Origin of the sequence: Paenibacillus lycopersici, from assembly GCF_010119935.1 — a bacterium.
In the GTDB taxonomy this organism is placed as follows: Bacteria; Bacillota; Bacilli; order Paenibacillales; family Paenibacillaceae; genus Paenibacillus_Z; species Paenibacillus_Z lycopersici.
On the sequence record NZ_CP048209.1, the window covers coordinates 4,251,883 to 4,277,443 of the forward strand.

Here is a 25,561-nt window from a genome sequence, read left to right on the forward strand (position 1 = left end):
TCAACGTTATGCCAGTCCGGAATAAGGGGGCCGATGCGCATGTGCGGACGCTATACGATTACCGTCACGCTGGAGGAGCTGATGCTGCATTACTTGATCGCCGAGTCGAACGTTCCGTTCCAGCAGCCCAAATTCAATGTCGCGCCCGGGCAGATGGTGCTGGCCGTCATTAACGACGGCATGAAGAACCGGCTCGGCGAGCTCAAATGGGGGCTGGTCCCGTCCTGGGCGGAAAGCATCAAGCTGGGCAATAAGATGATCAACGCGCGTTCGGAGACCGTGTGGGACAAGCCCGCATTCCGGCCGCTGATGACCCGCAAACGCTGCATCGTCCCGGCGGACGGCTTCTACGAATGGCAGCGGCAAGAGAACCGCAAACAGCCGATGCGCATCGTCAGACGCGATCGCGGGCTGTTCGGCATGGCCGGCCTATACGACACGTGGACGTCGCCGGACGGCCTGAAGCTGAGCACCTGCACCATCTTGACGACCGCGCCCAATTCGCTGATGGCGCCGATTCACGACCGCATGCCGGTCATCCTGCAGCGCGAGGACGAAGCGGCGTGGCTGGACCGTTCCATGAACGATCCCGCCGCGCTGAACCGGCTGCTGCGCCCTTTCCCCGACGAGTTGCTCGAAGCGTATCCCGTCGCCGACGGCGTCGGCAGTGTGAAGAAGGACGACGCAACCTGTATCGAGCCGCTCGTCTCCAACGCCTAACCTGACGATAGCGAAAAAAATCGCCGATCCCGAAGGATCAGCGAAACATGGCCCACAATTTAATTAAATGCAGCGTATTGTTCGGATCGATTTTCTGCGCGATGACGAACGCGATCAGCTGCTCTTCCTGCTGGTCCGTCAGATTCTCCTGCATGATACCCGCCGCCATGCGGACGAGCTTCCGCACCTTGACGCGATCTTGCAGATCGTACTTGCTCACGCCGTTCAGCATCATCTTAATCCGGTCTTTCGTGACCGGATTTTTCATTTTCACTTTTACGCGCTCAACCAGCTCAGGCCGAATGCCGAATTTCGTATAGCTCATCTCCGGTTATAGCACCTCCGTCCAGCTTCAGCGGCTCCTCGTTCCATGCCACCCGTTCGGTGGCTCGCCTCTAACCTTGCCATCGATGTACTATATGCCGGAAATGCCGGTTTCACGACTTAATCCAGCAGCTCACCTTGAAAAAGTTGATCTTTGCGCAGCGCTTCCCGCAGACGGGCGTACGGCGCTTCGGTCCAGAATTCGGCTCTCGCCGTCAATTCCGCGGCATCGTCGCGCGCCTCTTCCAGCACCTCGAAATCCGCGGCCATATCGGCCAGCTTGAAGTCCGGCACGCCGCTCTGCTTCGTTCCGAAGAAATCTCCGGGACCGCGAAGCTCCAGGTCGCGCCTCGATACCTCGAACCCGTCGTCCGTCTCCGTCATGATCTTCATCCGCTCCCGGCCGATCTCCGACTTCGGATCGGCGATGAGCAAGCAATACGATTGATGCCCGCCCCGTCCGACGCGGCCGCGCAGCTGATGAAGCTGCGACAGGCCGAACCGTTCGGCGTCCATGATGACCATTAGCGTCGCATTCGGTACGTCGACGCCCACCTCCACGACCGTCGTGGCGACCAGCACATGCACCTCGTTCGCGCCGAACGCGCGCATCACTTCGTCCTTCTCCGCGGCCGACAGCCTGCCGTGCAGCAAGCCGATCCGCATATCCGGGAACGCCTGCTGGATTTGGATATGGAGGTCGATCGCGTTCTGCACGTCCAGCTTGTCCGATTCTTCGATGAGCGGACAGATGAAATAGCATTGCCTGCCGGCTTCGACCTCGCGGCGGATAAAACCGAGCACGCGGTCAAGCATGGAATGCTTGACCCAATTCGTCTGAATCGGCTTGCGGCCACGCGGACGTTCCTTCAACGTGGAGACGTCCAAATCGCCGAATGCCGTGATCGCGAGCGTGCGCGGAATCGGCGTCGCCGTCATGGTCAACACGTCGGGATTCAGCCCTTTGCGCCGCAAGACGCTGCGCTGGTTAACGCCGAAGCGATGCTGTTCGTCGGTTACGACAAGACCGAGACTCCGGAAGTATACGCCGTCTTGGATGATTGCCTGCGTGCCGACGACGACGTCGATCAGCCCCATCTGCAGGCCGTCCAGCACTTCGCGCCGCTGCGTCGCAGTCAAGCTGCCCGTTAGCAGCGCGACCTGCATGCCTACGCCGCCCAACAAGCTCTGCAAGGAGCGGTAATGCTGATCGGCCAGAATCTCCGTCGGTACCATGAGCGCGCCCTGATGGCCCGCTTTGACGGCAGCGAACAACGCAATGGCGGCCACGACCGTCTTGCCGGAGCCGACGTCCCCTTGCAGCAGCCGGTTCATGCAGGCATGCGAGCGCATGTCGATCAGAATTTCGTTGACGACCTTCTTCTGCGAATCGGTCAGCTCGAACGGCAGCGTCCGCGAGAACGCCCGGATCGCCTCCCCTTCCACCACATGGGCGACGCCGTCCATCCGCTTGCGGTTCATCGAACGGTACGCTTGCAGCTTCAGTTGAAACAAGAACAGCTCCTCGTAGACGAGCCGGCGCCTGGCGGCTTGTCCCTGCGCGATATCGTCCGGTTGATGGATATGCCTGACCGCCTCGCGGCGAAGCATTAGACCATGCTTCTCCATCAGAGCGGCCGGAAGAATTTCCTCCACCATCTCTCCGTACTGCGCGAGCGCCTGCGCAATCGTCTTGCGGATCCATTGCTGCGTGATGCTCCCGCCAATGGAGTAGACGGATTGCAGCGTCCCGGATCGCGCCTTGCCTTTGTCGGGAAATTCCGATTCCGACACGGTGATCTGCAGCCGCTTCTGTTCCCACTTCCCCGTCAGCACGATATCGCGCCCCGGAACGAGCTGATCCTGCAGAAAATGCCGGTTGAACCATACGGCCGTCACAAGGACGCCGTCGACCGCGATTTTGCAGGTCAGCCTCGTCTTCGCCCGGCCATACCGCTGCAGGATCGGGTTGCCCATGATTTTGCCTTCAACGGTCGCCTTCTCGCCGTCTTGCGTTTCCCCAAGGGTCCGAATGCGATAATCCTCGTATCGAAACGGAAAATAGTCCAGCAAATCCGCGATCGTATGAACGCCAAAGGCGTGAAGCTCCAATTCCTTCTGAGCACTCACGCCTTTCATTTGCCGGACGGGTAGTTCATCCAGCTTCATCCCCATGACCTCACACTCGAGTAATAAATAACGCGGCGGCGCCAGGACCGGCATGCGTGCCGATGACGGCCCCGATGTCCGTCTGCCTGATGTTACGCACGTTCAGCTGCGACTGCGCCAGGGCGGCAAGCTCGAGCGCCAGCTCGCTCTTATGCGTCCAGCCGACCGTCATATCGATCATTTCGCCGCCGAAGTCTTCCTTGAACAGATCGATGATGCGCTGCATCGCTTTCTTCGTGCCGCGCACTTTGTCGACCGGCGAGACGACGCCGTCCCGGTCGACCTTCAGAATCGGCTTGATGTTCAGAATCGAGCCGAAGAGCGCGGCGGCTCTGCCGATCCGTCCGCCCTTCTGCAAATATTCCAGCGTATCGACGAGGAAATACATCCGCATATCCTTCTGGATCGCTTCGATCGCAGCCAGGATTTCATCCTTCGTTGCGCCGGCGACCGCCATTTCGGCCGCTTTCACCGCGAGCATGCCGAGGCCGTAGGAGACGGACTTCGAGTCGATCACCGTCACGTCCCCGGGCTCCTCCATCATCGAAGAGCCAAGGATGGCCGACTGGTACGTTCCGCTCAGCGCGGAAGCGAGATGAATCGAAATGATGGACGACCGCGGAAACTTCTTTTGCAGCTTCTCGTACACTTCGGTGAACTCGCCGGGCGAAGGCTGCGACGTCGTCGGCAGCGATGCCGCCGACGCCAGCCGTCCGTAGAATTGATCGTTCGTAATGCTGACGCCGTCCAGGTACGATTCTTCGCCGAACATGACTTTCAACGGAACCATCTCGATGCCGAGCTGTTCTCTGACGCGCTTCGGAATGTCCGCCGTGCTGTCGGTTACGATTTTAATGCCGCTCATCCCCGCACCTCCTATTCGACCGCGATTAAGTATGGATACAGCGGCTGGCCGCCTTCGTGAACTTCGAATTCCGCGTCGGGGAAGCTTTCTTTCGCCCACGCCGTCAGTTCGGCCGTTTCCGATGCTTTCGCCTGCTCGCCGGACAGCACGGTGACCAGCTCTCCGCCGTCTTCCAGCATGCGCCCGATCAGCTCCTTGCAGGTTTCCAGAAGGCTTGGCGAAGCGGTGACGATCGTTTTCTCCAGGATGCCGATATAATCGCCTTCCTGGATGGAGATGCCGTCGATGGACGTATTCCGCACCGCGTTCGTCACTTGGCCGGATCGCACCTGCAGCACCGCTTCGCTCATCGCCTGCGCGTTGTATTCCGCCGACTCCTCTTCGCGGAAGGCGAGCACCGCCGCGAGCCCTTGCGGAATGTTCTTCGTGCCGATGACGGTTACGCTGCGCTCGCTGAGCTCGGCCGCTTGCTGCGCGGCGAGAATGATGTTGCTGTTGTTCGGCAGCAGGTAGATATGCTCCGCCGACAGCGATTCGATCGCCTTCACGAAATCTTCCGTCGACGGGTTCATCGTCTGCCCGCCGGACAAGACGACGTCGACGTTGTTATCAAGGAAGATCGAGCGGATGCCTTCGCCCATCGCGACGGCAACGAGGCCGAACGGCGCCTGTTCATGCGCCTGCTCCGCGGAGATGGCGTCGGCGGGCGCGCCCGTCAGCACTTCCGAGACGGCTAGGCCCAGCGCGGCTTCTTCCACGACCGCCGTCTCCGGCAGTACCTCCGCCGTTACGGGAAGCGGGCTGCCGGCAATCGCCGCGCTCTCTTCTTCATGCAGCAAATCCCGATGCTGCTCCCGCATGTTCAAGATATGGATTTCCGTCAGCTCGCCGTACGGCAGTGCGTAATTGAGCACGTCGCCCGGCTTGCGCGTGTGCACATGAACCTTGATGATCTCGTCATCGACGATGACGAGAATGGAATCGCCGTCCCTGCCCAGCATGCCTTTGAACAGCGCCTCGTCGAAACGCAGGCCCGTGCGGCCCGACTGTTTGCGGTTGATGAAGAATTCCATATCGTACAGAAACTCGATATGGTCCGTTTCGATTTTGGACTGTGCGCTCGCATGCCGGAACGCTGCCGGACGCGCAGGAGGCGGAGCCGGCAGTTTGGGCGCAGCCGCCGGCGCTTGGAGCGCCACGGCCGCTTCCGCGCCGATATGGCGGTCATCCGTACCTCCGGCTTCTTCCAACAGCTTGCCGAGGAAGCCTTCGTAGATGCAGACGAGACCTTGCCCGCCGGAATCGACGACGCCAACCTGCTTCAGCACAGGCAGCAAATCCGGCGTGCGTTCCAGCGACTCCCGCGAGCGGGCATGGACTTCCCGCACGAGCTGAACGATGTCGTTGTTGCGCTTCGCGAACGCCACCGCATGCTTCGCCGTGTCCTTGGCCACTGTGAGGATCGTGCCCTCGACCGGCTTCACGACCGCTTTGTACGCCATGTCGACGCCGTGCTGCAGCGCCGCCGCGAATTGCTGCGCGTCGATCTGCTCCTGCGCCGCGATGCTCTTGGAGAAGCCCCTGAACAATTGCGACAGAATGACGCCCGAATTGCCGCGGGCGCCCATCAGCAGGCCTTTCGAAAGCGCTTCCGCAACTTTGCCCACTGCTGGATTCGGATTTTTGAGAAGCTCGCGTTTTCCCGAGGTCATCGTCAAATTCATATTCGATCCCGTGTCCCCGTCCGGAACAGGGAATACATTCAAAGCGTTGATGCGCGCTTCGTTTCGTTGCAGATTATCCGCTCCGCTCAGGACCATTCCCGTCAAATCCGAGCCGTTAATAAAGCGTTTGATCAAGCGTGATTACCCCTTCCTACCGAGATACCCGTACGCCTTGGACAAAAATATTGACAACGTCTACCTTAACGCCGACAACCTCGTTCATCACATACTTCACCTTCGACTGAATGTTATGTGCGACCTCGGATATTTTCGTGCCGTAGCTTACGATGATGTATAAATCGATGTGTAAAAGATCGTTCTCTCGGTGGACTTCGACACCGCGTGATAGATTATCCCGACCAAGCAGTTCGGCTATACCGTCTTTAAGCTGCTTTCTTGAAGCCATGCCAACCAGTCCATAACAATCCATCGCCGCTGAACCGGCCAGGACGGAGATCACATGATCGGTTATATATACGTTTCCGAGTTCGGAATTTATCTGCAGAGGCATGGAAAACCACTCCTTCACCGTTTTATTATGGACTAATCTACATTGTACTATAAATATGAACGATTTTGAAGTCCAGCACCCCTTTCTCGACTTTTTTCTCCGATTTATTAGCTGTAGGTGTCATAATCGATTGTTGACAACCGCTTGAAGAATGTCGATACATATGCTATTATATTGAAGTCTGTTTGTTTGCAGTGATTCTTCAGGGGAGGTGTATTCCATGTCTCGCAAATGTTTCGTTACGGGCAAAGGCCCTGGCGTAGGTAACAACGTTTCGCACGCTAACAACAAAACCCGCCGCTCTTGGGGCGTTAACGTTCAGAAAGTCAGAATTCTAGTTAACGGCAAACCAAAACGCGTTTATGTCAGCACTCGTGCGCTTAAATCCGGCCTTGTAACCCGCGTATAAGGGTAATCAAGCCATGGACAAAAAGCACCTGATCCACATCAGGTGCTTTTTTGCATGCTTAAGCGCGGAAGTCCGCCGTTCGCCAAGCGGTCTTCCGCGCTCATGTACCCGCATGCTCAGGATCGTTCCAGGGGCAGCCGATCGGAGCGCCGCTGTCAGCTCTTCTGAAACGTATTTAGAATCGCCTTCACGAAGCCGCCCAGAAATTTCGGCAGCTTGATTGTGTAAAATTTCATGCTCCACCCCTCCTAAGCGTTGTGCTGGCCCTTCATCGACAGAGCCTCCGCAGGCCGAAACCGCCTGACGGCAGGTCGTAAACATCCGTAACGGTTCCCGCCTTTCGCGTTTCCCCACAAAAAAAGGCTACAAGAACGTTCGTTCATGTAACCATCCTATGCGCTTGCGGACTGTCCTATTCCAAACCGAAGGACTTGGCTTGCGCCTATTCTGTTCCGCCATGCCCGCTAGGGAGCGGTGTTCACGGCGGTGATCGCCGCGTAGATAAAGACCGATATGAAGAAAAACAGCAAGGCGAGCGCGGCAAACCCGATGCGGCCCCCGATCGAAGTTACCCGTCTGAAATAATAGATCGCAATCAAGACGGCCAGCAGGGAGAAGGCCAGGTTCGCCATCCCTTTGATGATCGTAAACAGGAACAGGGCTACGCCGCATCCGGCGCTGTACAAGAGCAGCAGGAACGTGTTCTTCAGTCGCTCGAACATCGCTTGCCGCCCCTTAACGGAGGGCAGCGATTGCCGCTGCCCGATCCGTTGCGGTGAATACGGCGCTGCCCGCCACGAAGACGTCCGCTCCCGCTTCCCTGACCAGCGGCGCCGTCTCGGCATTGACGCCGCCGTCGACTTGGACGAGCATGTCGCCGCGCCCGCGGGACGCGAGCAGCCCGCGCAGCTGGCGGAGCTTGTTCAACGACTGCGGAATGAATTGCTGGCCGCCGAAACCGGGATTGACCGTCATGATCAGCACCATGTCGATATCGCCGATGACGTTCTCGATCGCGCCGACCGGCGTTGCCGGATTCAGTGCCACGCCCGCCGGCAGGCCGGCTTCCTTGATTTGATGGATGACGCGGTGCAGATGCGTGCACGCTTCCGCGTGAACGGTGATGCGGTCCGCTCCGGCCGCAACGTAATTCGGTATATGCAGCTCCGGCCGTTCGATCATGAGATGGACGTCGAAGACGAGCTTCGTCGCCGGTCTCACCGCTTGAATGACCAACGGCCCGAACGTTAAGGTCGGGACGAAATGGCCGTCCATGACGTCGATATGAATCCAGTCCGCGCCGGCACGGTCCACGTCTTTGATTTCTTCCGCGAGCGCCGCGAAGTCCGCGGACAGGATCGATGGTGCAATGATAGACATGTCAGTACCTCCGCTTTTTCTCTTTCATCTCCGCCATGAACAGCACGTAATTGGCGTGCCGGCTTGGCGCGATGTCCCCGCTCTCCAACGCTTCCAGCACCGCGCATTCCGGCTCGTGGATATGCGTGCAGCCGCGGAATTTGCAGGAGGAGGCGAGCTCCCTCATCTCCTTGAAGCAGCTGCCTAGCTCTTCGATGCCGAGCTCCGCGAAATCAAGCTGGCTGAACCCCGGCGTATCGGCCACGAAGCCGCCGCCGATGTCGATCAGCTCCACATGCCGGGTCGTATGCTTGCCGCGCCCCAGCCGGTTGCTGATTTCGTTCGTCTCGAGCGTAAGGCCCGGAACGAGCGCATTCAGCAGCGAAGATTTCCCGACGCCGGATTGGCCGGCAAACACCGCCAAATGCCCCTGAAGCCGTTCCTTGAGCTCGACGGTGCCTTCCCCCCGCCTTGAGCTCGTGCCGAGCACCTCGTATCCGATCGGCTCGTAGACGCGCCGCACATCGCGAATCGCCCGCGCCGCCTCTTCCGTCTCCTCGCCGTCCTCGGCCAAATCCTGTTTGCTCAAACAGAGCACCGCTTCGATGCCCGCATGCTCGATATGGACGAGAAACTTGTCGAGCAGCTGCAAATTCAAGGCCGGCTCCGTCACGGAGAAGACGAGCACGGCCAAATCCACGTTCGCCACGGGCGGCCGGATCAGCTCGGAGCTGCGGGGATGGATCGCGTTGACCGCGCCTTCCCCGTTCTCCGTCTCTTCGAATTCGACGAGATCGCCGACAAGCGGCGATTCGCCGCGTTTCTTGAAGATGCCCCGCGCCCGGCACTGTATATCGTCGGCGCCGGCGGAAGCGTCTTCCGCGCGAACGTAATAGTAGCCGCTCAGCGCTTTGACGATCCTTCCGGTTTTCGTTACTTTATTGCTCAACGGCTGTGTCAGAATCGGTTCCTCCATTTGTTCCGTTGTCCGTGCCCTGGGCGCCCGCGCCGGCGTCCGTCGGCGGGTTAGCGTTCGAACCGCCGTCCGGCGGACTTGCCTCGCCTTGCGCCGGCTGGTCGGCGGGCGGCGGCGTATCCAGGCCAGGCACCGTTTCCGGCGTCGAATCGACGCCCGATTTGACGTCTTCGTACGTCTTCGCGAACGAATCGACAGGTTGTTTATCCCTGATAATCGTCACCTTGGCTTCCGTATTCGGCGCCAGCGTCACGTTGACGGAGAACTGCTGGGTATCTTTGATATTGCGCTTGCCCCATTCGATATTTTCCCCGGTCGCGTCAGAGTATACGATACGGATTTCGCTCGTCTTCCCTGCCTGCGCCGGCGAAATGACCATGTTGAACGTGTACGTCAGCGCGTCGTCCGGCAAGCCGGAGCTTACGGTCAGCGTAATCGCCGCGCCTTTGGCCACTTCCGCGTCCGGATCGTACGGATACTGGGCCGTTACCGTGCCCTTCGGCTTGTAGCTCGGCTCGTAGACGATATCGGCATCGTTCACCGTCAGCCCCAGGGAACGAAGCTGCGCGATCGCCGCGCTCTCCATCTTGTCGACGACCTTCGGCATCTTGAACGTTTCCCTGCCCTGGCTGACCGTGAGCTTGAACGACGCTTTCTTCGGATCGAACGACTCGCCGGCCTGCGGCGTCTGCTCGAGAACCGTTCCGGGCGCCTCGTCGCTGAAGATCGGCACGTTGGAAATCCGATCCTGGCTGACGCCGAGCCCGACAAGCGCCGCGACCGCGTCGTCGTACTGCTTCCCGAGATAGCTGTCCGCCGTCTTCATTTCCGGTCCCGTGCTGACGTACAGCTTAATGAACGAGCCGACCTTCACCCGTTGATTCGACTTCGACTGCTCGTAGACGATGTCTTTGGCCACGCCTTCCTTGTCGGTCCTTATCGTCGGTTCCTCGACCTTCAGTCCCGCTTGCTCAAGCGTGCTGCGGGCGTCGGTCTCCGACATGTTGACGACATACGGCACGTCGACCTCTTCGATGTCGAACCAGCTTAGCACCGTCATCGCGCCCCAGTATACAAGCGCGATGATGATCAGCGTCGATGCGACCGTGACGACGGGCTTGACCCACTTGCGCCTGCGCTTATCCTCGAGTCCGCTGGAATCCCAGCGGTCCTCGGTATCGGCCGGCGGCGGCTCCTGCTGCGCCGCGGCAGCCGTGGCTGCCAGCCGTTCCGGCGCCGCCTGCGGAGCTTGCTGCCGCAAGGGGCGCTGCGCGGCGTCCGCGGGATCGGCTTTCGCCGTCGTCTTGCTCGGCGCCGCCAGCGTATCCGCAATACTGCCGCGAATGGCCGGCATGACGCGCGTCTCGTCGAAATCGGGATCGCTGAACTCGATCTTCGGCTCGTGCAGCCGCTCGGGCTGCAGGCATGTTTCGAGATCGCGCAGCATTTCGGACGCCGAACGGTAACGCTCATGCTGATTTTTGCGCATCGCTTTCAGGATGACGTTCTCGACGCTCTGCGGAATGTACGGGTTGAGCACGCGCGGCTCCTCGAAATTCTCCTGCAGATGCTTGAGCGCGACGCTGATCGGGCTTTCGCCGAGGAAGGGGAGCTTGCCCGTCAGCATTTGATATAGGACGATGCCGAGCGAATATAAATCCGATTTCTCGTCCGTCACGGAACCTTTGGCATGCTCGGGCGAGAAATAATGTACCGAGCCGACCATGGAGCTCGTCTGCGTGATCGTCGACGACGTGACGGCGCGGGCGATGCCGAAATCCGTCACTTTGACGCGTCCGTTCTTGCCGATAAGAATATTATGCGGCTTAATATCGCGATGAATGATTTGGTTATGATGCGCGTGCTCCAGGGCATCGCAAATTTGAACCGCGATCCGGACCGCTTCTTCGGCCTGCAGCGGCGCGCGTTCTTTGATGATTTCGTTCAGATTGTTGCCTTCGACGTATTCCATGACGATATAATGCGTGTCTTCCTCTTGGCCCACGTCGTAAATGCTGACGACGTTGGGATGCGACAGCGATGCCGCGGATTGCGCTTCGCGCCTGAAGCGGCGAATAAATTCCTCGTCATGCACGAATTGCTGGCGCAGCACCTTGACGGCGACGAAACGGTTGAGCAGCACGTCATGTGCCTTGTACACAAGCGCCATTCCGCCTCCGCCGATGCGCGTAATGATTTCGTATCTTCCGCCAAGCTCATGTCCTATCATGTCGGATCACCCCTCAAGCTCTGTGTCTTCGGCATGATGCAGCAGCACGACGGTTACGTTATCGTCTCCGCCGGCTTGGAGCGCTTGTTGAACGAGCCTATCCGCTTTCTGATCCAGATCCAGTTCATCCTGCCGCAGCGTCGCGATTATATCCGCCGCGCCGATCATGCCCGAGAGGCCGTCGCTGCAGAGCAGCAGCACATCGTCCTTCTGCCAGGAAATGCCCCTGACATCGACCTCGACCTGTTCGTCCGTGCCGAGCGCCCGCGTCATGACGTTCCTGCGCGGATGCTTAGCGGCTTCTTCCGGCGTGATTTGGCCGGATTTCACCAGCTCGTTCACGAGCGTATGGTCTTCCGTCAGCTGCGAGAGGACGCCGTCGCGCCATTGATACGCGCGGCTGTCCCCGATATGGCCGATAACCCCGTTCTCTTCCGTCATGAGAGCGGCAACGACCGTCGTGCCCATATTATGGTACTGCTCATTGTTGGATGCCGTGTCGTAGACGACTTCATTGGCCTGCAGGATCGCCTGGCTGATCAGCGTTTTGCGTTCTTCCACCGTCATCGATGCCGTGGATCCCTGCAGCGCTTCGCGAAACGTATCGACGGCAAGCCGGCTTGCCACGTCGCCTGCCTTGTGGCCGCCCATGCCGTCCGCCACGATAGCAACGACAAGACCGGGTTCCAGCTCGCCGCACCAGCCCCGGTCTTCATTTAAGAGTCGAATTCTTCCGATATCACTTCGCAAAGCCATTTTCAAAACTCATCACCCCGCCGTAGACTCCATATGTTTAGCACGTAGTTGTCCGCAAGCCGCTGCAATGTCGTGACCCTGTTCTCTGCGGATGGTCGCATTGATTTTATTTTTCTCCAGAATGCGGTGGAACTCGAAAATCTGCTCGCGCGGCGTGCGCACGTAGTCCCGCTCCGGCACGTGGTTGACCGGAATCAGATTGACGTGGCACAGCATGCCCTTCAGCACCTGGGCAAGCTCCTCCGCGTGCTCGCTCTGGTCGTTCACGCCGCCGATCAAGGCGTACTCGAACGTGATGCGGCGTCCCGTCTTCGCGATATAATTCCGGCATGCCTCCATCACTTCCTCGAACGGGAAGCGGCGGTTGACCGGCATCAGCTTGGAACGGAGCTTGTCGTTCGGCGCGTGGATCGAAATCGCCAGATTAATCTGCGTGTTCTCCTCGGCAAACTTGTACATGCTCGGCACGATGCCGCTCGTGGAGACCGTAATATGGCGCTGGCCGATATTGAGCCCCTTCTCGTGGATCATGAGGCGCAGGAAGGTCATCGTCGCGTCGTAATTCTCGAACGGTTCGCCGGAGCCCATGATGACGATGCTCGACACGCGCTCGTTCGTCGCATCCAGCATCTGCTGGGCGACCACGACCTGCGCCACGATTTCGCCCGCGGTCAGATTGCGCTTCAAGCCGCCGAGCGTCGAGGCGCAGAACGTGCAGCCGATGCGGCAGCCGACCTGCGTCGTGACGCAAATGCTGTTGCCGTAGTTGTGCCGCATGATGACGGTTTCGATTGCATGGTTGTCGTGAAGGCCGAACAGGAACTTGACGGTGCCGTCCTTCGATTCAAAGCGGGTGATTTCGTTAAGCGTGACGAATTGAAAATGGTCTTCCAGCTTCTGGCGCAGCGGCTTGGACAAATTACTCATCTCTTCGAAGCTCTTCACGCGCTTGGCGTAGAGCCATTCGAACAGTTGCGCCCCCCGGAAAGCGGACTCGCCGTTCGCTTTCATCCAATCTTGAAGCTGCTCCAGCGTATAGTCGTAGATGAACGGTTTCATCGGTTAAACACCTGTTTCTATGCAAAATGGTTTCGCGGCGTTCCCGTTCCGGGAACTGCCATCGTTATTTTACCACAAACGCCCATAACAGGCCACTTCGCAGCTGTCATGGGCGTTCTGCGCTTTCCTGCTATACGGGCTGCTCGGACAATCGTTTCAGCCGGGCGATGAAAAAGCCGTCGCTGCCGAAATGCTGCGGCAGCAGCTGCACCATGCCGCCGAAGCCTTCGCCGGCGATCCCGCTTGTCCGCAGCGGCTGGAGCACGCGTTCCGGCCAATCGGCATCCAGCCTAAAGGATTCGTGGCGGGACAGAAATTTCAGTACCTGCCGCTCGTTCTCGTCCTGCTCGATCGTGCACGTGCTGTACACGAGCGCGCCTCCCGGGCGCACCAGCTTCGCGGCTTCGTCCAGCAGCTTCGACTGCATCGCCGCGATCGCCGCGACGTCCGCCTCGGACTTCGTCCATTTGATCTCCGGCTTGCGGCGAATGACGCCGAAGCCGGAGCATGGCGCATCCAGCAGCACGAGATCGAAGCTGCCCGGCGCGAACCGCTCGGACAGCGTGCCCGCGTCGCCGACGACCGTCCTTACGGCGCGCAAGCCCAACCGCTCGGCATGCTCGTCGATGAGCTGCTGCTTATGGGGATGGACGTCGTTCGCGACGACTTGCCCGCGGTCCTCCATCAGCTCGGCGAGATGCGTCGTCTTGCCGCCGGGCGCCGCGCAGCAGTCCAGCACGTTCATGCCGGCTTCGGGCGCGCAAACGGCGGCGACGAGCATCGAGCTCTCGTCCTGCAGCGTCCACCAGCCGTCGCGGTAGCCTTCCGACTGAGCGAGATTGCCGCCGCCGCTGACGACGACGCCTTCGGCCGCCAGCGCGGACGGGCTCGCTTCGCAGCCCGACTCCGCCAGCAGCGCGATCGCCTTGTCCCGCGACAACTTGAGCGGGTTGATGCGCAGGCTGCCATGCGGCCGTTCATTGCCCGACGCGCAGATCCGCTCCGTCGTCTCCTCGCCGTAGACGTCGATCCAACGCCGCACCAGCCAGTCGGGGTACGAATGGTTGATGCCGATGCGCTTCGCCGGATCGGCCGGTTCCGCCGGCTGCCGCAGCTCGGTCAGGTTGCGTTCCATGCTGCGGAGCACGCCGTTCACCATGCCGGAGATGCCGGCATGGCCGCGTCGCTTGGCGATGACGACGGCCTCGTTGACGGCGGCGTGCGGCGGAATCCGGTCAAGCAGCAGCAGCTGGTAGGCGCTCATGCGCAGCAGCGCCAGCACCCACGGCGCCAGCTTGCCCAGCCCTTTCGCCACCAGCGCGTCCAGCTTGTCGTCCAGCAGCCGCCGGTGCTGGATCGTGCCGTACACGAGCTCCGTAGCGAGCCCGGCGTCCGCACGCGACAGGCCGGCGTCCTCCAGCGCGCGGTTCAGCTGCAGATTGCTGTACGCGCCCGCTTCCGCGACGCGGATCAGCGTGTCCAGCGCTACTTCGCGGGCCGTCTTGCGCCGCGGCGCCGGCTTGCCGCCAGGGCTGCGTCCGGCTGCTGCCCCGCCGCGCGCTCCCGGCTGCTGCCGGCTGTCCGCGCGCGCGCCGCCTTTCGCGCCGGGTCTCGCGCCGGCTTGGCCCTGATGAGCGCGCGGCTTGCCGCCGCCTTGCTTCTGCCGCGAGCTGCCGCCGGCGCCGATACCGGCACCGACAGGAGCTCCGCCGCGGGCTTGTCCGTTCGCTTCAGCGCCCGTGCGGCCGCGAGCCCCTGCTCCCGCGCCCCCGCGTTGATCTTCGCCCCCGCTCACGATTCCGCTCCTTCGCGTTCGCCGCCGCCTTCGCCGAAGACGGTGCCGGGCGCCAGCCGCGCGCCTTTCAGCCACTCGGCCGCAGGCATCGCCTTCTTGCCGGCCGGCTGGATCGTCGTCAGCAGCAGGGCGTCTTCGCCGGTCTGCACGAGAATGCCTTCGTCGGACGCGGACAGCACCGTTCCCGGTTCCGCCTGCGAGACGCCGCGTTTCACCGGCGAGCAGCCCCACACTTTGAACGGCTCGCCGTTCCATACCGTGAATCCGCCCGCCATCGGCGACAGGCCGCGTACCTGATCATAGATGCGGCGCGCCGGAAGGCGCCAATCGATCCGCTCGTCTTCGCGCGTCAAATTCGGCGCGTAGGTCGCTTCGTCGTTGTTTTGCGGCTTCGCTTCGACCGTCTCCGCTTCGATCGCCGGCAGCGTTTCGGCCAGCAGCTTCGCGCCGGCGGCCGTCAATTTCTCGAACAGGCTGCCCGACGTATCGGTATCGGCGATCGGCACTTCGACAACGCTGATCATATCGCCCGTGTCGAGCCCTGCCGCCATGTACATGATCGTCACGCCCGTAACCGTTTCGCCGTTCATAATCGCCCGCTGAATCGGCGCGCCGCCGCGGTAGCGCGGCAGCAGCGAGCCGTGAACGTTGATGCAGCCGAGCCGCGGTACTTCCAGCACCGCCTTGGGCAGAATCTGCCCGTAGGCGGCCGTCACGATAAGATCCGGCTTCAGCTCGGCGATCCGCGCCGCGGTCTCGGAGCCGCGCAGCCGCTCCGGCTGTTCGACCGGCAGGCCGCGCAGAAGCGCCGCTTCCTTGACCGGAGGCGGCGTCAGCGTTTTTTTGCGGCCCTTCGGCCGGTCGGGCTGCGTCACGACGAGCTCGACGGTATGGCCGGCGTCAAGCACGGCTTCCAGGGACGGCACCGCGAAGTCCGGCGTGCCCATAAATACGATGCGCATGGGTCACTCTCCGTCCTGACGGGGACGTTTGCTGATGTCGTACACGGATTCCGCGATATCGGTAAACAGCACCCCGTTCAAATGATCGATTTCATGCTGGAACGCGCGGGCCAGGAAATCGCTCGCTTCCATCTCGAACGGCGCGCCGTTCCGGTCGACGCCCTTCAGCTTGATATGCAGCGCGCGGCGCACGTCGCCGTTCAGCTTGGCGATGCTCAGGCAGCCTTCCGGCCCGAGCTGCTCGCCGGTCGCTTCCACGATTTCGGGATTCACCACTTCGATCAAGCCGTTGTCGTCCCCGATATCCACGACGATGACGCGCTTCGAAATCCCGACCTGCGGCGCGGCGAGGCCGACGCCGTCCGCGTCGTACATCGTTTCCGCCATATCGTTCAGCAATTTATGCAAATTGGCATTGAATTTCGTTACTTCTACCGCCCGTTCGCGAAGAACCGGATCCGGATCCTGCACGATTAATCGAATTGCCATATCCATCGACCTCCCAGTCATAGCTGCTCTATATCCTATGAATTAACGTTTACAAAATGACCTGCGGGTCCACGTCGACGCTCATGGTTACCGCCGGCTGCCCGTTGCTGCCCGAAACCAGCGAAATCGCCTGCTTCAACAGCTCCGCAGCCCCTGTACTGCCTCGATATTTTATCATACATTGAAAACGATAGCGATCTTTCATGCGCGGAATCGGCGACGCGACCGGCCCCAGAATATCGATGAATCGGCTGCCGTCGCCTTCGTCGGAGCCCCGGATGCCGGCTGCCCGCGCAAGGTCCCGCAGCGTCGCTGCAAGCTTCTCGCCTTCCGAGACGACGAGCGCCAGCTGCTCGTGGGACAGCGTCACCAGAATGAGCCGGCAGAACGGCGGATAGGCCATGAACCTGCGGTGCTTCAGCTCCTCCTGCACGAACGCCGAATAATCGTGATGCTGCGCGCTGATAATGGCGTAATGCTCGGGATTGTACGTCTGCACGATGACTTCTCCCGGCAGCTCATGGCGTCCGGCGCGACCCGCGACTTGCGTTAACAGCTGGAACGTCTTCTCCGCCGCCCGGAAGTCGGGCAGATGCAGGGAGGTATCCGCCGCGATGACGCCAACGAGCGTCACATACGGAAAATCCAGCCCCTTGGCGACCATCTGGGTGCCGAGGAGCACGTCCGCCTGGCGTTCGCCGAACATCGTCAGCCATTTCTCGTGCGAGCCCTTCTCCGTCGTCGTGTCGACGTCCATCCGAATGACGCGGATGCCCGGGAACAGCTTCGCCAGTTCCTCTTCCACTCGCTGCGTGCCGGTGCCGAAGAATCGGATATGCTCGCTCTCGCAGGAAGGACATTTCTCCGGCGCCTGCTCGGCATGGCCGCAATAATGGCAGCGGAGCGCCCGCGACTTCTGGTGGTACGTAAGCGAAATGTCGCAGTGCGGGCATTGGGCGGTGTACCCGCAGGAGCGGCACATGACGAACGTCGAGTAGCCGCGCCGGTTCAGCAGCAGCACGGACTGCTCGCCGCGCTCGAGCCGCTGCAGCAGCGCTTCGTGCAGCTGCCGGCTGAACATCGAGCGGTTGCCGCCCTTCAGCTCGTCGCGCATATCGACCAGATGCACCTTCGGCAGCGGTCGCCCCGCCACCCGGTCGGGCATGGGCAGCAAGGCCGCCCCTCGTTTGGCGGCAGCGCTCCGGTCGCCGGCCTGGTCGGGTTGACCCGTCCGAACGGCCGGGCTCCCGTAGTCCGTTTGGCCCGTATGGCCGGACGGGCTCGCATACGCCGCCCGGTCCGCTTGGCCGCGCGATGCGGATGCCGCCGCGAACGACTCCAGCGACGGCGTCGCCGAGCCGAGCACGACGATCGCCCCGTGCTGCCTGGCGCGCTGCACGGCGACGTCCCGCGCATGGTACTTGGGGCTTTCCTCCTGCTTATACGACGATTCGTGCTCTTCGTCGATTATGATCAGACCAACCCGCCTGAACGGCGCGAACACCGCGGATCGCGCCCCGACGGCGACTTCCGCGCGTCCTTCGCGGATTTTGCGCCACTCGTCGTAGCGTTCGCCGCTGGACAGGCGGCTGTGCAGCACGGCGACGGAATCGCCGAAGCGGCCCTTGAACCGCTCCACCATCTGCGGCGTGAGCGCGATCTCCGGCACAAGCACGATCGCCTGCCGCTCCGCCAGGAGACACCGCGCGATTGCTTGCAGGTATACTTCGGTCTTGCCGCTTCCGGTCACGCCATGCAGCAGGAACACGCGGGACGCCTCGTTGTCGAGCGCTTCCGCGAGCTCGCCGAACACCGTCTGCTGCCCTTCCGTCAGCGGCAGCGGCTCCGTCCGCTTGAACCCCCGGCCCGCGTAAGGGTCGCGCCGCTGCTCCGTCTCGCGGATCGAAAGCCAGCCTTTCTCCGCCGCGCCGCGAATCGTCCCCGTCGTTGCGCCAAGCTCCTGCGCGAGCGCGGCAAGCGCGATCGGCGTCGGGTTCGCCAGCATGTAGCGCGCCGCTTCTTGCTGCTTCGCGGCCCGCGGTGTAGCCGCCGCCAGTTCGGCCCGCACGGCGTCCGGGTTGTCCGGCGGGAATACCGTCAGCACTTTGCGGACTTTCAGCCGGTCGCGGATCGACACTTCTTCCGTCAGCGCGCCGCGCCGAATGGCCGCTTTGATGCCAGCGGCGGCGCCGGGAAACCGTTCCTGCAGCAGCGCCAGCCGGACTTCGCCGTGCTGTCGTATGTATTGAAACCACGGCTCGGCGACATCGAGCTGCAGCTGGCCGGCGTCTTCTTCCTTCGCATCTTCCGACAGCGAAACGACGGAATCCGCCTTGCCCTTGAGCGCCGACGGAATCATCGCCTGCAGCGCCGTCGTCAGCGGGCAGCAGTATTTGTCGCCGATCCACTGCGCCAGTTCCACAAGATCCGGCGACAGCGGCGGGATATGATCGAGCAGCTCCGCGATCGGCTTCAGCCGCTTGGCGTCGATATCCGCGAAAGGGGCGATGCCGACGACGAACCCTTGCAGGACGCGTCCGCCGAATGGGACGCCGACGCGGCTCCCCACTTCCACCCAGCCTTCCATGTCCGCCGGGATGGCGTAGTCGAACGGCCGATCCGTCGCCCGGCTCGGCACGTCCACGATCACTCGGGCGATCATTCGCCGGCCTCCCCGGCCGCCTTATCGCGCATCCGCTGCACGATCCGCTCCAGAACGCGCTCCGCCACTTCCCGCTTAGGAAGCTGCGGCAGCGATTCAAGCAGCCCTTCCTTGCCGTACAGCTGCACGACGTTCGTATCGACGTTGAAGCCCGCCCCTTCCCGGGATACGTCGTTCGCGACGAGCAGATCGCAGTTCTTGCGGACGAGCTTGCTCATCGCATACTCGGCGACCCGCTCCGTCTCCGCGGCGAATCCGACGAGGAATTGATGCGTTTTGCGCTCGCCGAGCGTCTTCAGGATGTCGGTCGTCCGCTCCAGCTCGAGGACGAGCTTCTCCTCGCTCTTCTTGATCTTCGTCGGCGCCTGCTCGACCGGCCGGTAATCCGCGACCGCGGCCGCTTTGATGACGAGGTCGGCGGCATCGTACCGCTCCAGGACGGCATGCAGCATCTGTTCGGCGGATTCCACGCGCACGAGCTTGACGCCGTCGATCGGCGGCGCGGTCGTCCGCCCCGCGATCAGCGTCACGTCCGCCCCGCGATTCGCGGCGGCTTCGGCGAACGCGAAGCCCATCTTGCCGGAAGAGTCGTTCGTCAGAAACCGCACCGGATCGAGCCGCTCCACCGTTCCGCCGGCGGTGACGATGACGGTCTTGCCGGCAAGCTCGCTGCGCGACGCGAAGAAGCGCTGCACGGCGGCGACGATCTCTTCCGGTTCCGACAGGCGGCCTTTGCCGACGTAGCCGCATGCGAGCAGCCCGGTGCCCGGCTCGACGAAACGCACGCCGCGCTCGGCCAGCAGCGCCATATTCCGCTCTACCGCCGGATGCGCGTACATATGCACGTTCATGGCAGGGGCCACGATGACGGGCGCGGTCGTCGCGAGCAGCATCGTGCTCAGGAAGTCGTCCGCGATGCCGTTCGCCATTTTCCCTACGATATTGGCCGTCGCCGGCGCGACCAGCACGAGGTCCGCGCTGTCGGCCGCATCGATATGGGCGACGACGGACGGATCGAATTCGTCGAACGTGTCCAAATAAACGGGATGGCGGGATAATGTCTGCAGTGTCAGCGGCGCGATGAACTTCGTCGCCGACTCCGTCATGATGACGCGGACCTTCGCCCCGGCTTGCGTCAGCCGGCTGCAGATCGTCGCCGCCTTGTACGCCGCGATGCCTCCGGAAATCCCCAGCAGTATGGTTTTGCCTGTAAGCATGGAATTCTCTCCTCTCTTCTTGGCGCAGCCCGCTGCGGGCTTGTCCGAACAGCCCGAGGCCATGCTTCCTATATAATGCGGAAATTATGATGCGAATTGGAGGTTTACCTTGCATAAACACGCTCTATCTCATCATATCCATACGCAAAAATATTGCAATTCTTTGTCGTGCCGATGATCGTCATCGCTTACGGAACGCTGCCGCCGCGCGGGCCGATCGATTATGGCGGAAGCCGCGATTTTTCCCGCTCGTTCCCCGTCCCAACCAGACATGAGGCGCGCGCGATCCGCATAGCATGTACTAAACCATTCATATTGGGGCGGATGACGGATGCCGTGGCAGGATCATGTTTCAGCCGATGTCGTTTCGACAATCAAGAAGCTGAAGGACAGGAAAAAAACGTTAAATCGCTTCAAAGCCTCGTATACCGTGTTTACCATGTTTACGTATGCGTTGTCACTTTTGCTCCTGTTCTCTATCTACCAACAGCTTTCTCGCATCGGGAACAAGTCCAACCTCATGGAATTCGTAGGAACCATCGCCGGCAATCGCTCTTTCCTGCTTGTCTTCGTCCTGTCGATTTGCGGACATACGTATCAACGATACTTGAAAGGGCAATACGAAACCGCCAAAAAGAAATACGAAGCACTCCGGCATGAGACGATCGATTGGATGCAAACCACCTGGTGGAAAAGCATGAGTTCGGATCTGAAGGACGAAATTTCCGACGAAATGAACGGCGATGACATCAATATTAGCTATAAGAATTAACGATACGATTAGCTGTAAGAACGAGCGGAATGAAAAAGGCGCCCGTTCATCCGGCGCCTTCTACGGGTGCAACGCTTCATGCTCAACATCGGCTCAGCGGGATGAAAACAGACCGCCAACCCAATACGGGAAAGCGGCCTGTTCTTCTACGCGAATGATTTCATGCTTCGTCATTCTTGTTCAGCGTGCTCTCGACCACGAGAATGTCGTGGTAGATTTCTTCCAGCGCAACGCCGACATACTTATGCGATTTCGGATTCCGAATCTCGCTCTTGCTTCCGTCCCGAAGCTTGCGCGCACGGCGCGAGGCTGCGACAACCAGCGAATACTTGCTGTCGACTTTCTTCATCATTTCATCGATCGATGGGTACAACAATGCTCTCTCACCTCACACTCAAGCTTTCTCGGAAGCTTCCTTCACTTCTTCGAGTTCTTCGATAAACCGTTCCTTGCGGCAATGCTCCGCCGTAATGATGCATTGGATGCGGTGGCATGCGGCATCGATCTGGTCGTTGACGACCGCGTAATCGTAGTAACGGATCAAATTCATCTCTTCCACCGCAACGTTCATCCGGTGGTCGATAATATCGGCATTCTCCGTACCGCGTCCCGTAATGCGCTGTTTAAGCACGTCAAGGGAAGGCGGCACCAAGAAAATGAAAACGCCTTGAGGGAATTTCTCTTTTACTTTGAGCGCGCCTTGCACTTCGATTTCAAGAATGATGTCCTTGCCCGATGCAAGCGTGCGCTCGACGAAATCGCGAGGCGTTCCGTAGTAATTGCCCACGTATTCCGCATGTTCCAGCAGCGCGTCGCGAGCGATCATCTCTTGGAATTGCTCTCTTGTTTTGAAAAAATAATTGATCCCGTCGATTTCGCCTTGGCGAGGCGAACGCGTCGTTGCCGATACGGAATACACCAATTCGTTCTGCTTACGCCGCAGCTCGGCGCATACCGTGCCTTTGCCTACGCCCGAAGGACCGGACAATACGATTAACAATCCTCTGTTCATATGACTCCCCGTTACTATTCGTCGTGATCGTCGTCCTTGGTGGAGAGACGATGCGCCACCGTTTCCGGCTGAACCGCTGACAAAATGACATGATCGCTGTCCGTGATGATGACGGCACGCGTGCGGCGCCCGTAAGTCGCGTCGATCAGCATATGCCGGTCGCGCGCTTCCTGGATGATCCGTTTGATCGGCGCCGATTCCGGGCTGACGATGGAAATGATCCGATTGGCGGAAACGATATTCCCGAAACCAATATTAATGAGCTTTATGGCCATGTTTATGTTCCCCCCGGTATCTCTCGTGCATGGATATGAATAGTACACGACTTATAGATAAGTGCAAGCAATGAAAAAATCCGCAATGGCAGAATATTGCACTATTCTTGACGAAAAAAGTCCGGAGCATACGTTACGTCAGCCGTTCCCCGCCTGCGTCAGCAAAGACTTCGAGTCCCTAATTCTAACGCATTGGTAGCGGCATGGCAAGTGCATCCATTGTCTATATTAATCCATTTTGAATGGACGAACAAGTGCTAAAGCGCAAACGGGAGTAAAAACGGGGTTATATGGTTAAACTGCCCGTTTTTCGCCAAACATACTCCGTCAGCTTGACCGTCATACCGTAGAACATGAACGGCGTAATGAGATAGATGCCTTTGAAGCAATCCATCGCCGTGTCCAGCAGCTCTTCCGCGATGCGCACGCCTTCGGCGCGTCCCGCCTCGCCCTCGAGTCCCGCCATCCGCTTGCGAACGTCGTCCGACAGCTGAATGCCGGGCACCTCGTTATGGAGATACTCTGCGTTTCTGCCGCTGGCAAGCGGCATGATGCCGATGAAGATCGGCACTTGCAGATGCTTCGTCGCTTCCGCGATGCGAACGATCAATTCCTTGTCGTACACCGGCTGCGTCATGATGTAATCCGCGCCCGTGTCGATCTTCTTCTCGAGCCGCGCGATCGCTTTATCCAAATATTTCACGTTCGGATTGAATGCCGCTCCCGTAATGAAATTCGCCTTCTGCTTCAGCGGCTTGCCCGAGAACGCCATGCCCTCGTTCAGCTGCTTGATCATCCGGATCATTTCGAACGACGTCAGGTCGTACACGGAACTGGAATCCGGCAAATCGCCGAATCTTGCGGGGTCCCCCGTCACCGCCAGCACGTGATCGATGCCGAGCGCGTCCAGCCCCATCATATGCGACTGCGTTCCGATCAAATTGCGGTCGCGGCATGCGATATGGACGAGCGGCCGAATGCCGACCTGCTCCTGCACCAGCGCCGCAAGCGCGATGTTGCTCATTCGCGTGACGGCCAGCGAGTTATCCGCCATCGTCACGGCGTCGGCCTTGACCGCTCTCAGCGCCTTGGCGCCATCCATGAACTTCTGGATATCGAGGTCGCGCGGCGGATCGAGCTCGACGATGACCGTATGGCGCCGCTTCACCAGATCGACAATCGTCGCTTCCGCGTTCTCCGCTTCGCGCTTCCGCGCTTCCCTATCCTGGACGACGATGCGTTCCGTCCGCGCGGGCTGCTCCGGTTCCGCCGGGTCGACGGCCGCTGCCGGCTGCGGGACGTAGCCGTCCAGCGCCGCCGCGATCGCCGCGATATGCTCCGGCGTCGTGCCGCAGCAGCCGCCGATGATGCGCGCGCCGCGATCGGCGAACGTGCGCGCGTACTGCGCGAAATATTCCGGTGTCGTGCCATAGATGTACTTGCCGTCCACGTAATCGGGAATCCCCGCGTTCGGATAGACCGACAGCGGCAGCCGCAAGTCGCCGCTCAGCGTATCGATGGCGCGAAGAATGCCGTTCGGGCCGCTGCGGCAGTTGAATCCGACCACGTCGGCGCCTTCAAGCCGCAGGCGTTCGAAGGCCGTTTCGACCGGCTGGCCGTCGATCAGCACGGCTTCTTTCTCGACCGCGAACTGGCAGATGACCGGCGTCCCGGACAGCCCGCGCACGATACGCAGCGCGATCAGCGCTTCTTCCAGATCGTAGAACGTTTCGAGCAGAATGCCGTCCACGCCTTCGGTCAGCAGCGCGTCGATCTGCTGGCGGAACAGCCGCTCCAGCTTGCCGGTCGACATGTTCTTGCGCTTGCCGGCCCGGATGGAGCCCACTGCGCCTACGACGAATGCGTCGCTGCCGACGGCCGAACGGGCAATCCGCACGCCTGCCCGGTTGACGGCTTCGACTTCGTTGTCAAGGCCGTAATTCGTCAAGCTCGCAAGGTTCGCCGAGAAGGTATTGGTCTCTATGATTCTCGCTCCGGCTTCGTAATAGCGGCGATGCACGTCAGCGATGACTTCCGGTCGCAGCAAGTTGAATTCTTCGTAGGAAACGCCGACAGGGAACCCCATCCCGTACAGGTAGGTTCCCATCGCGCCGTCGCCGGTCAAGATACGCGTTCGCAGCGTTTCCCTTAAATCCGGTTTCATTGTCAAAACTCCTTCGTTATATCTCTTACACGGTACCGCCGAACACCTCCGCCGCCGGCCCGGTCATGTATACGTAGTTCGTCGCTTCGTCCCACTCGATCAGCAGGTCGCCGCCCTTCAGCGAAACCGTCGCCGCCCGGTCCGTCAAGCCGTTCAGTACCGAGGCTACTACGGTCGCGCATGCGCCCGTACCGCAAGCCAGCGTCGGTCCTGCGCCGCGCTCCCACACGCGCATGTCCGTATGCTCCCTGGAGCGGACGGTCACGAATTCCACATTGATTTTGCGCGGGAACAGCGGATGCACTTCCAATTTCGGTCCCCATGCCGCTAGGTCGAAATTCACCGCGTCGTCGACGTAGATAACGCAGTGCGGGTTGCCCATCGAGACGGCCGTAAATCTGAATTCTCGTCCGTCCACCTCGATCGCCCGGTCGATGACCGGATTGGCGTCGATCGTCGTCGGCACCTTCAAGCCTTCCAGGATCGGCTGCCCCATATTGACGCGGACTTTCGCGACTTTGCCGTTGTCCACGGTCAGCTGCACTTCCTGCACGCCGGCGCCGAGCGTCTCGATCGTCAACGATTCTTGACTCGTCAAGCCTTTGTCGTAGACGTATTTCGCTACGCAGCGAATGGCATTGCCGCACTGTTCCGCTTCGGAACCGTCGGAGTTGATGATGCGCATCCGGAAATCCGCCTGTTCCGAAGGCAGAATATAGACGAGTCCGTCGGCTCCGATGCCGAAAAAGCGGTTGCAGAGCTGCTCGGCGAGCTGCGCCGCGTTATCCGGCAGTTTCGTTTCGCCCGCTACGACGATAAAATCGTTGCCCAGTCCATGCATTTTAGTAAAATTCATTATAATTGCACTCCCTCAGCCCAGTGGCTTTCATTATGCAATTATTATAATTAATTATTGTACTTTAATCTTTGCATTTTTGCATCACTTTCATGTATTTTAATGAGTCTCCCGTCCTCGAATCCCCTTCTCCGGGGCGTTCTCCCGGGACTTCGCCTTGCGGACACCCGGAAGGTATATCGTCGGATTGCCTTGCAGCGCACTCGGCTGCTTCGGGCGGATCGCTTTGCATGCCTGAAGCGATGGGCATTAAGT

Annotated in this window: 25 protein-coding genes; 3 read left to right on the forward strand and 22 right to left on the reverse strand. The window is 60.3% G+C overall.

The window, feature by feature from the left end; all coding sequences use genetic code 11:
* Nucleotides 1-39 precede the first annotated feature (39 nt).
* Nucleotides 40-720, forward strand: coding sequence for an SOS response-associated peptidase (locus tag GXP70_RS18760; RefSeq protein ID WP_162358251.1), 681 nt, complete (start codon nt 40-42; stop codon nt 718-720).
* Nucleotides 721-757: 37 nt separating this feature from the next.
* On the opposite strand, the gene GXP70_RS18765 is transcribed toward GXP70_RS18760, so the two are convergent.
* From GXP70_RS18765 to GXP70_RS18785, 5 genes are all read right to left on the reverse strand, one after another.
* A complete protein-coding gene (locus GXP70_RS18765) occupies nt 758-1,045 on the reverse strand; it encodes a stage VI sporulation protein F (RefSeq protein WP_162358252.1) in 288 nt (95 codons plus the stop codon).
* Between the two features lie 119 nt (nt 1,046-1,164).
* Nucleotides 1,165-3,213, reverse strand: coding sequence for an ATP-dependent DNA helicase RecG (gene recG / locus GXP70_RS18770; RefSeq protein ID WP_162358253.1), 2,049 nt, complete (start codon nt 3,211-3,213; stop codon nt 1,165-1,167).
* Nucleotides 3,214-3,223: 10 nt separating this feature from the next.
* On the reverse strand, nt 3,224-4,078 hold the full coding sequence (locus tag GXP70_RS18775) for a DegV family protein (protein WP_162358254.1): 855 nt from the start codon (nt 4,076-4,078) through the stop codon (nt 3,224-3,226).
* Between the two features lie 11 nt (nt 4,079-4,089).
* Nucleotides 4,090-5,898, reverse strand: a complete 1,809-nt coding sequence (locus tag GXP70_RS18780; protein ID WP_192043499.1) for a DAK2 domain-containing protein — start codon at nt 5,896-5,898, stop codon at nt 4,090-4,092.
* A 55-nt stretch (nt 5,899-5,953) separates the two neighbouring features.
* A complete protein-coding gene (locus GXP70_RS18785) occupies nt 5,954-6,313 on the reverse strand; it encodes an Asp23/Gls24 family envelope stress response protein (RefSeq protein WP_162358256.1) in 360 nt (119 codons plus the stop codon).
* A gap of 220 nt (nt 6,314-6,533) precedes the next feature.
* On the opposite strand from GXP70_RS18785, the gene rpmB reads away from it, so the two are divergent.
* On the forward strand, nt 6,534-6,722 hold the full coding sequence (gene rpmB / locus GXP70_RS18790) for a 50S ribosomal protein L28 (protein ID WP_162358257.1): 189 nt from the start codon (nt 6,534-6,536) through the stop codon (nt 6,720-6,722).
* 155 nt (nt 6,723-6,877) lie between these two features.
* Here rpmB and spoVM read toward each other — a convergent pair whose 3' ends face one another.
* The 12 genes from spoVM to coaBC form a co-directional block, all read right to left on the reverse strand.
* Nucleotides 6,878-6,958 carry a stage V sporulation protein SpoVM gene (gene spoVM / locus GXP70_RS18795; protein ID WP_040711006.1) on the reverse strand — a complete coding sequence of 27 codons (81 nt, stop codon included), beginning with the start codon at nt 6,956-6,958 and terminating at the stop codon, nt 6,878-6,880.
* Between the two features lie 228 nt (nt 6,959-7,186).
* The gene (locus GXP70_RS18800) at nt 7,187-7,444 is read right to left on the reverse strand and encodes a hypothetical protein (protein WP_162358258.1); all 258 of its coding nucleotides are present in this window, start codon (nt 7,442-7,444) and stop codon (nt 7,187-7,189) included.
* A gap of 13 nt (nt 7,445-7,457) precedes the next feature.
* Nucleotides 7,458-8,102 (reverse strand): ribulose-phosphate 3-epimerase, encoded by a 645-nt coding sequence (gene rpe, locus GXP70_RS18805; RefSeq protein ID WP_162358259.1) that lies wholly within the window; start codon nt 8,100-8,102, stop codon nt 7,458-7,460.
* Nucleotide 8,103: 1 nt separating this feature from the next.
* The gene (gene rsgA / locus GXP70_RS18810; protein ID WP_162358260.1) at nt 8,104-9,057 is read right to left on the reverse strand and encodes a ribosome small subunit-dependent GTPase A; all 954 of its coding nucleotides are present in this window, start codon (nt 9,055-9,057) and stop codon (nt 8,104-8,106) included.
* Nucleotides 9,020-11,287 carry a Stk1 family PASTA domain-containing Ser/Thr kinase gene (pknB, locus tag GXP70_RS18815; protein WP_162358261.1) on the reverse strand — a complete coding sequence of 756 codons (2,268 nt, stop codon included), beginning with the start codon at nt 11,285-11,287 and terminating at the stop codon, nt 9,020-9,022. The genes rsgA and pknB overlap by 38 nt, the downstream gene beginning before the upstream one ends.
* 6 nt (nt 11,288-11,293) lie before the next feature.
* The gene (locus GXP70_RS18820) at nt 11,294-12,043 is read right to left on the reverse strand and encodes a Stp1/IreP family PP2C-type Ser/Thr phosphatase (RefSeq protein WP_318652383.1); all 750 of its coding nucleotides are present in this window, start codon (nt 12,041-12,043) and stop codon (nt 11,294-11,296) included.
* A gap of 12 nt (nt 12,044-12,055) precedes the next feature.
* Complete coding sequence (gene rlmN, locus GXP70_RS18825; protein ID WP_162358263.1) at nt 12,056-13,102, reverse strand: dual-specificity RNA methyltransferase RlmN; 1,047 nt, start codon at nt 13,100-13,102, stop codon at nt 12,056-12,058.
* Nucleotides 13,103-13,232: 130 nt separating this feature from the next.
* A complete protein-coding gene (gene rsmB, locus GXP70_RS18830) occupies nt 13,233-14,897 on the reverse strand; it encodes a 16S rRNA (cytosine(967)-C(5))-methyltransferase RsmB (protein WP_225442473.1) in 1,665 nt (554 codons plus the stop codon).
* Nucleotides 14,894-15,859, reverse strand: a complete 966-nt coding sequence (fmt, locus tag GXP70_RS18835; RefSeq protein ID WP_162358264.1) for a methionyl-tRNA formyltransferase — start codon at nt 15,857-15,859, stop codon at nt 14,894-14,896. The genes rsmB and fmt overlap by 4 nt, the downstream gene beginning before the upstream one ends.
* A gap of 3 nt (nt 15,860-15,862) precedes the next feature.
* Nucleotides 15,863-16,348, reverse strand: coding sequence for a peptide deformylase (def, locus tag GXP70_RS18840; protein ID WP_162358265.1), 486 nt, complete (start codon nt 16,346-16,348; stop codon nt 15,863-15,865).
* Nucleotides 16,349-16,397: 49 nt separating this feature from the next.
* A complete protein-coding gene (gene priA, locus GXP70_RS18845) occupies nt 16,398-19,010 on the reverse strand; it encodes a primosomal protein N' (protein ID WP_162358266.1) in 2,613 nt (870 codons plus the stop codon).
* Nucleotides 19,007-20,227: a bifunctional phosphopantothenoylcysteine decarboxylase/phosphopantothenate--cysteine ligase CoaBC gene (gene coaBC / locus GXP70_RS18850; RefSeq protein WP_162358267.1), complete on the reverse strand. Its 1,221-nt coding sequence runs from the start codon at nt 20,225-20,227 to the stop codon at nt 19,007-19,009. Before coaBC ends, priA begins: the two co-directional genes overlap by 4 nt.
* Before the next feature lie 331 nt (nt 20,228-20,558).
* Here coaBC and GXP70_RS18855 point away from each other — a divergent pair, with 331 nt between their 5' ends.
* Nucleotides 20,559-20,999 (forward strand): DUF2663 family protein, encoded by a 441-nt coding sequence (locus tag GXP70_RS18855; RefSeq protein WP_162358268.1) that lies wholly within the window; start codon nt 20,559-20,561, stop codon nt 20,997-20,999.
* Between the two features lie 160 nt (nt 21,000-21,159).
* Here GXP70_RS18855 and rpoZ read toward each other — a convergent pair whose 3' ends face one another.
* From rpoZ to dapF, 5 genes are all read right to left on the reverse strand, one after another.
* On the reverse strand, nt 21,160-21,375 hold the full coding sequence (gene rpoZ / locus GXP70_RS18860) for a DNA-directed RNA polymerase subunit omega (RefSeq protein WP_162358269.1): 216 nt from the start codon (nt 21,373-21,375) through the stop codon (nt 21,160-21,162).
* 18 nt (nt 21,376-21,393) lie between these two features.
* Nucleotides 21,394-22,011 carry a guanylate kinase gene (gmk, locus tag GXP70_RS18865; protein WP_162358270.1) on the reverse strand — a complete coding sequence of 206 codons (618 nt, stop codon included), beginning with the start codon at nt 22,009-22,011 and terminating at the stop codon, nt 21,394-21,396.
* A gap of 14 nt (nt 22,012-22,025) precedes the next feature.
* Nucleotides 22,026-22,286 (reverse strand): extracellular matrix/biofilm regulator RemA, encoded by a 261-nt coding sequence (gene remA / locus GXP70_RS18870; protein WP_020615370.1) that lies wholly within the window; start codon nt 22,284-22,286, stop codon nt 22,026-22,028.
* A gap of 286 nt (nt 22,287-22,572) precedes the next feature.
* Complete coding sequence (locus GXP70_RS18875; RefSeq protein ID WP_162358271.1) at nt 22,573-24,450, reverse strand: bifunctional homocysteine S-methyltransferase/methylenetetrahydrofolate reductase; 1,878 nt, start codon at nt 24,448-24,450, stop codon at nt 22,573-22,575.
* 25 nt (nt 24,451-24,475) lie between these two features.
* On the reverse strand, nt 24,476-25,306 hold the full coding sequence (gene dapF / locus GXP70_RS18880) for a diaminopimelate epimerase (RefSeq protein WP_162358272.1): 831 nt from the start codon (nt 25,304-25,306) through the stop codon (nt 24,476-24,478).
* Nucleotides 25,307-25,561 lie beyond the last annotated feature (255 nt).

What these genes read in the sequence shown, in the direction of transcription:
- GXP70_RS18760 (WP_162358251.1), top strand. Translation starts at nt 40, where the DNA reads ATGTGCGGACGCTATACGATTACCGTCACGCTGGAGGAGCTGATGCTG.
- GXP70_RS18765 (WP_162358252.1), bottom strand. Translation starts at nt 1,045, where the DNA reads ATGAGCTATACGAAATTCGGCATTCGGCCTGAGCTGGTTGAGCGCGTA.
- recG (WP_162358253.1), bottom strand. Translation starts at nt 3,213, where the DNA reads ATGAAGCTGGATGAACTACCCGTCCGGCAAATGAAAGGCGTGAGTGCT.
- GXP70_RS18775 (WP_162358254.1), bottom strand. Translation starts at nt 4,078, where the DNA reads ATGAGCGGCATTAAAATCGTAACCGACAGCACGGCGGACATTCCGAAG.
- GXP70_RS18780 (WP_192043499.1), bottom strand. Translation starts at nt 5,898, where the DNA reads ATGGTCCTGAGCGGAGCGGATAATCTGCAACGAAACGAAGCGCGCATC.
- GXP70_RS18785 (WP_162358256.1), bottom strand. Translation starts at nt 6,313, where the DNA reads ATGCCTCTGCAGATAAATTCCGAACTCGGAAACGTATATATAACCGAT.
- rpmB (WP_162358257.1), top strand. Translation starts at nt 6,534, where the DNA reads ATGTCTCGCAAATGTTTCGTTACGGGCAAAGGCCCTGGCGTAGGTAAC.
- spoVM (WP_040711006.1), bottom strand. Translation starts at nt 6,958, where the DNA reads ATGAAATTTTACACAATCAAGCTGCCGAAATTTCTGGGCGGCTTCGTG.
- GXP70_RS18800 (WP_162358258.1), bottom strand. Translation starts at nt 7,444, where the DNA reads ATGTTCGAGCGACTGAAGAACACGTTCCTGCTGCTCTTGTACAGCGCC.
- rpe (WP_162358259.1), bottom strand. Translation starts at nt 8,102, where the DNA reads ATGTCTATCATTGCACCATCGATCCTGTCCGCGGACTTCGCGGCGCTC.
- rsgA (WP_162358260.1), bottom strand. Translation starts at nt 9,057, where the DNA reads ATGGAGGAACCGATTCTGACACAGCCGTTGAGCAATAAAGTAACGAAA.
- pknB (WP_162358261.1), bottom strand. Translation starts at nt 11,287, where the DNA reads ATGATAGGACATGAGCTTGGCGGAAGATACGAAATCATTACGCGCATC.
- GXP70_RS18820 (WP_318652383.1), bottom strand. Translation starts at nt 12,043, where the DNA reads ATGGCTTTGCGAAGTGATATCGGAAGAATTCGACTCTTAAATGAAGAC.
- rlmN (WP_162358263.1), bottom strand. Translation starts at nt 13,102, where the DNA reads ATGAAACCGTTCATCTACGACTATACGCTGGAGCAGCTTCAAGATTGG.
- fmt (WP_162358264.1), bottom strand. Translation starts at nt 15,859, where the DNA reads ATGCGCATCGTATTTATGGGCACGCCGGACTTCGCGGTGCCGTCCCTG.
- def (WP_162358265.1), bottom strand. Translation starts at nt 16,348, where the DNA reads ATGGCAATTCGATTAATCGTGCAGGATCCGGATCCGGTTCTTCGCGAA.
- priA (WP_162358266.1), bottom strand. Translation starts at nt 19,010, where the DNA reads ATGATCGCCCGAGTGATCGTGGACGTGCCGAGCCGGGCGACGGATCGG.
- coaBC (WP_162358267.1), bottom strand. Translation starts at nt 20,227, where the DNA reads ATGCTTACAGGCAAAACCATACTGCTGGGGATTTCCGGAGGCATCGCG.
- GXP70_RS18855 (WP_162358268.1), top strand. Translation starts at nt 20,559, where the DNA reads ATGCCGTGGCAGGATCATGTTTCAGCCGATGTCGTTTCGACAATCAAG.
- gmk (WP_162358270.1), bottom strand. Translation starts at nt 22,011, where the DNA reads ATGAACAGAGGATTGTTAATCGTATTGTCCGGTCCTTCGGGCGTAGGC.
- remA (WP_020615370.1), bottom strand. Translation starts at nt 22,286, where the DNA reads ATGGCCATAAAGCTCATTAATATTGGTTTCGGGAATATCGTTTCCGCC.
- GXP70_RS18875 (WP_162358271.1), bottom strand. Translation starts at nt 24,450, where the DNA reads ATGAAACCGGATTTAAGGGAAACGCTGCGAACGCGTATCTTGACCGGC.
- dapF (WP_162358272.1), bottom strand. Translation starts at nt 25,306, where the DNA reads ATGAATTTTACTAAAATGCATGGACTGGGCAACGATTTTATCGTCGTA.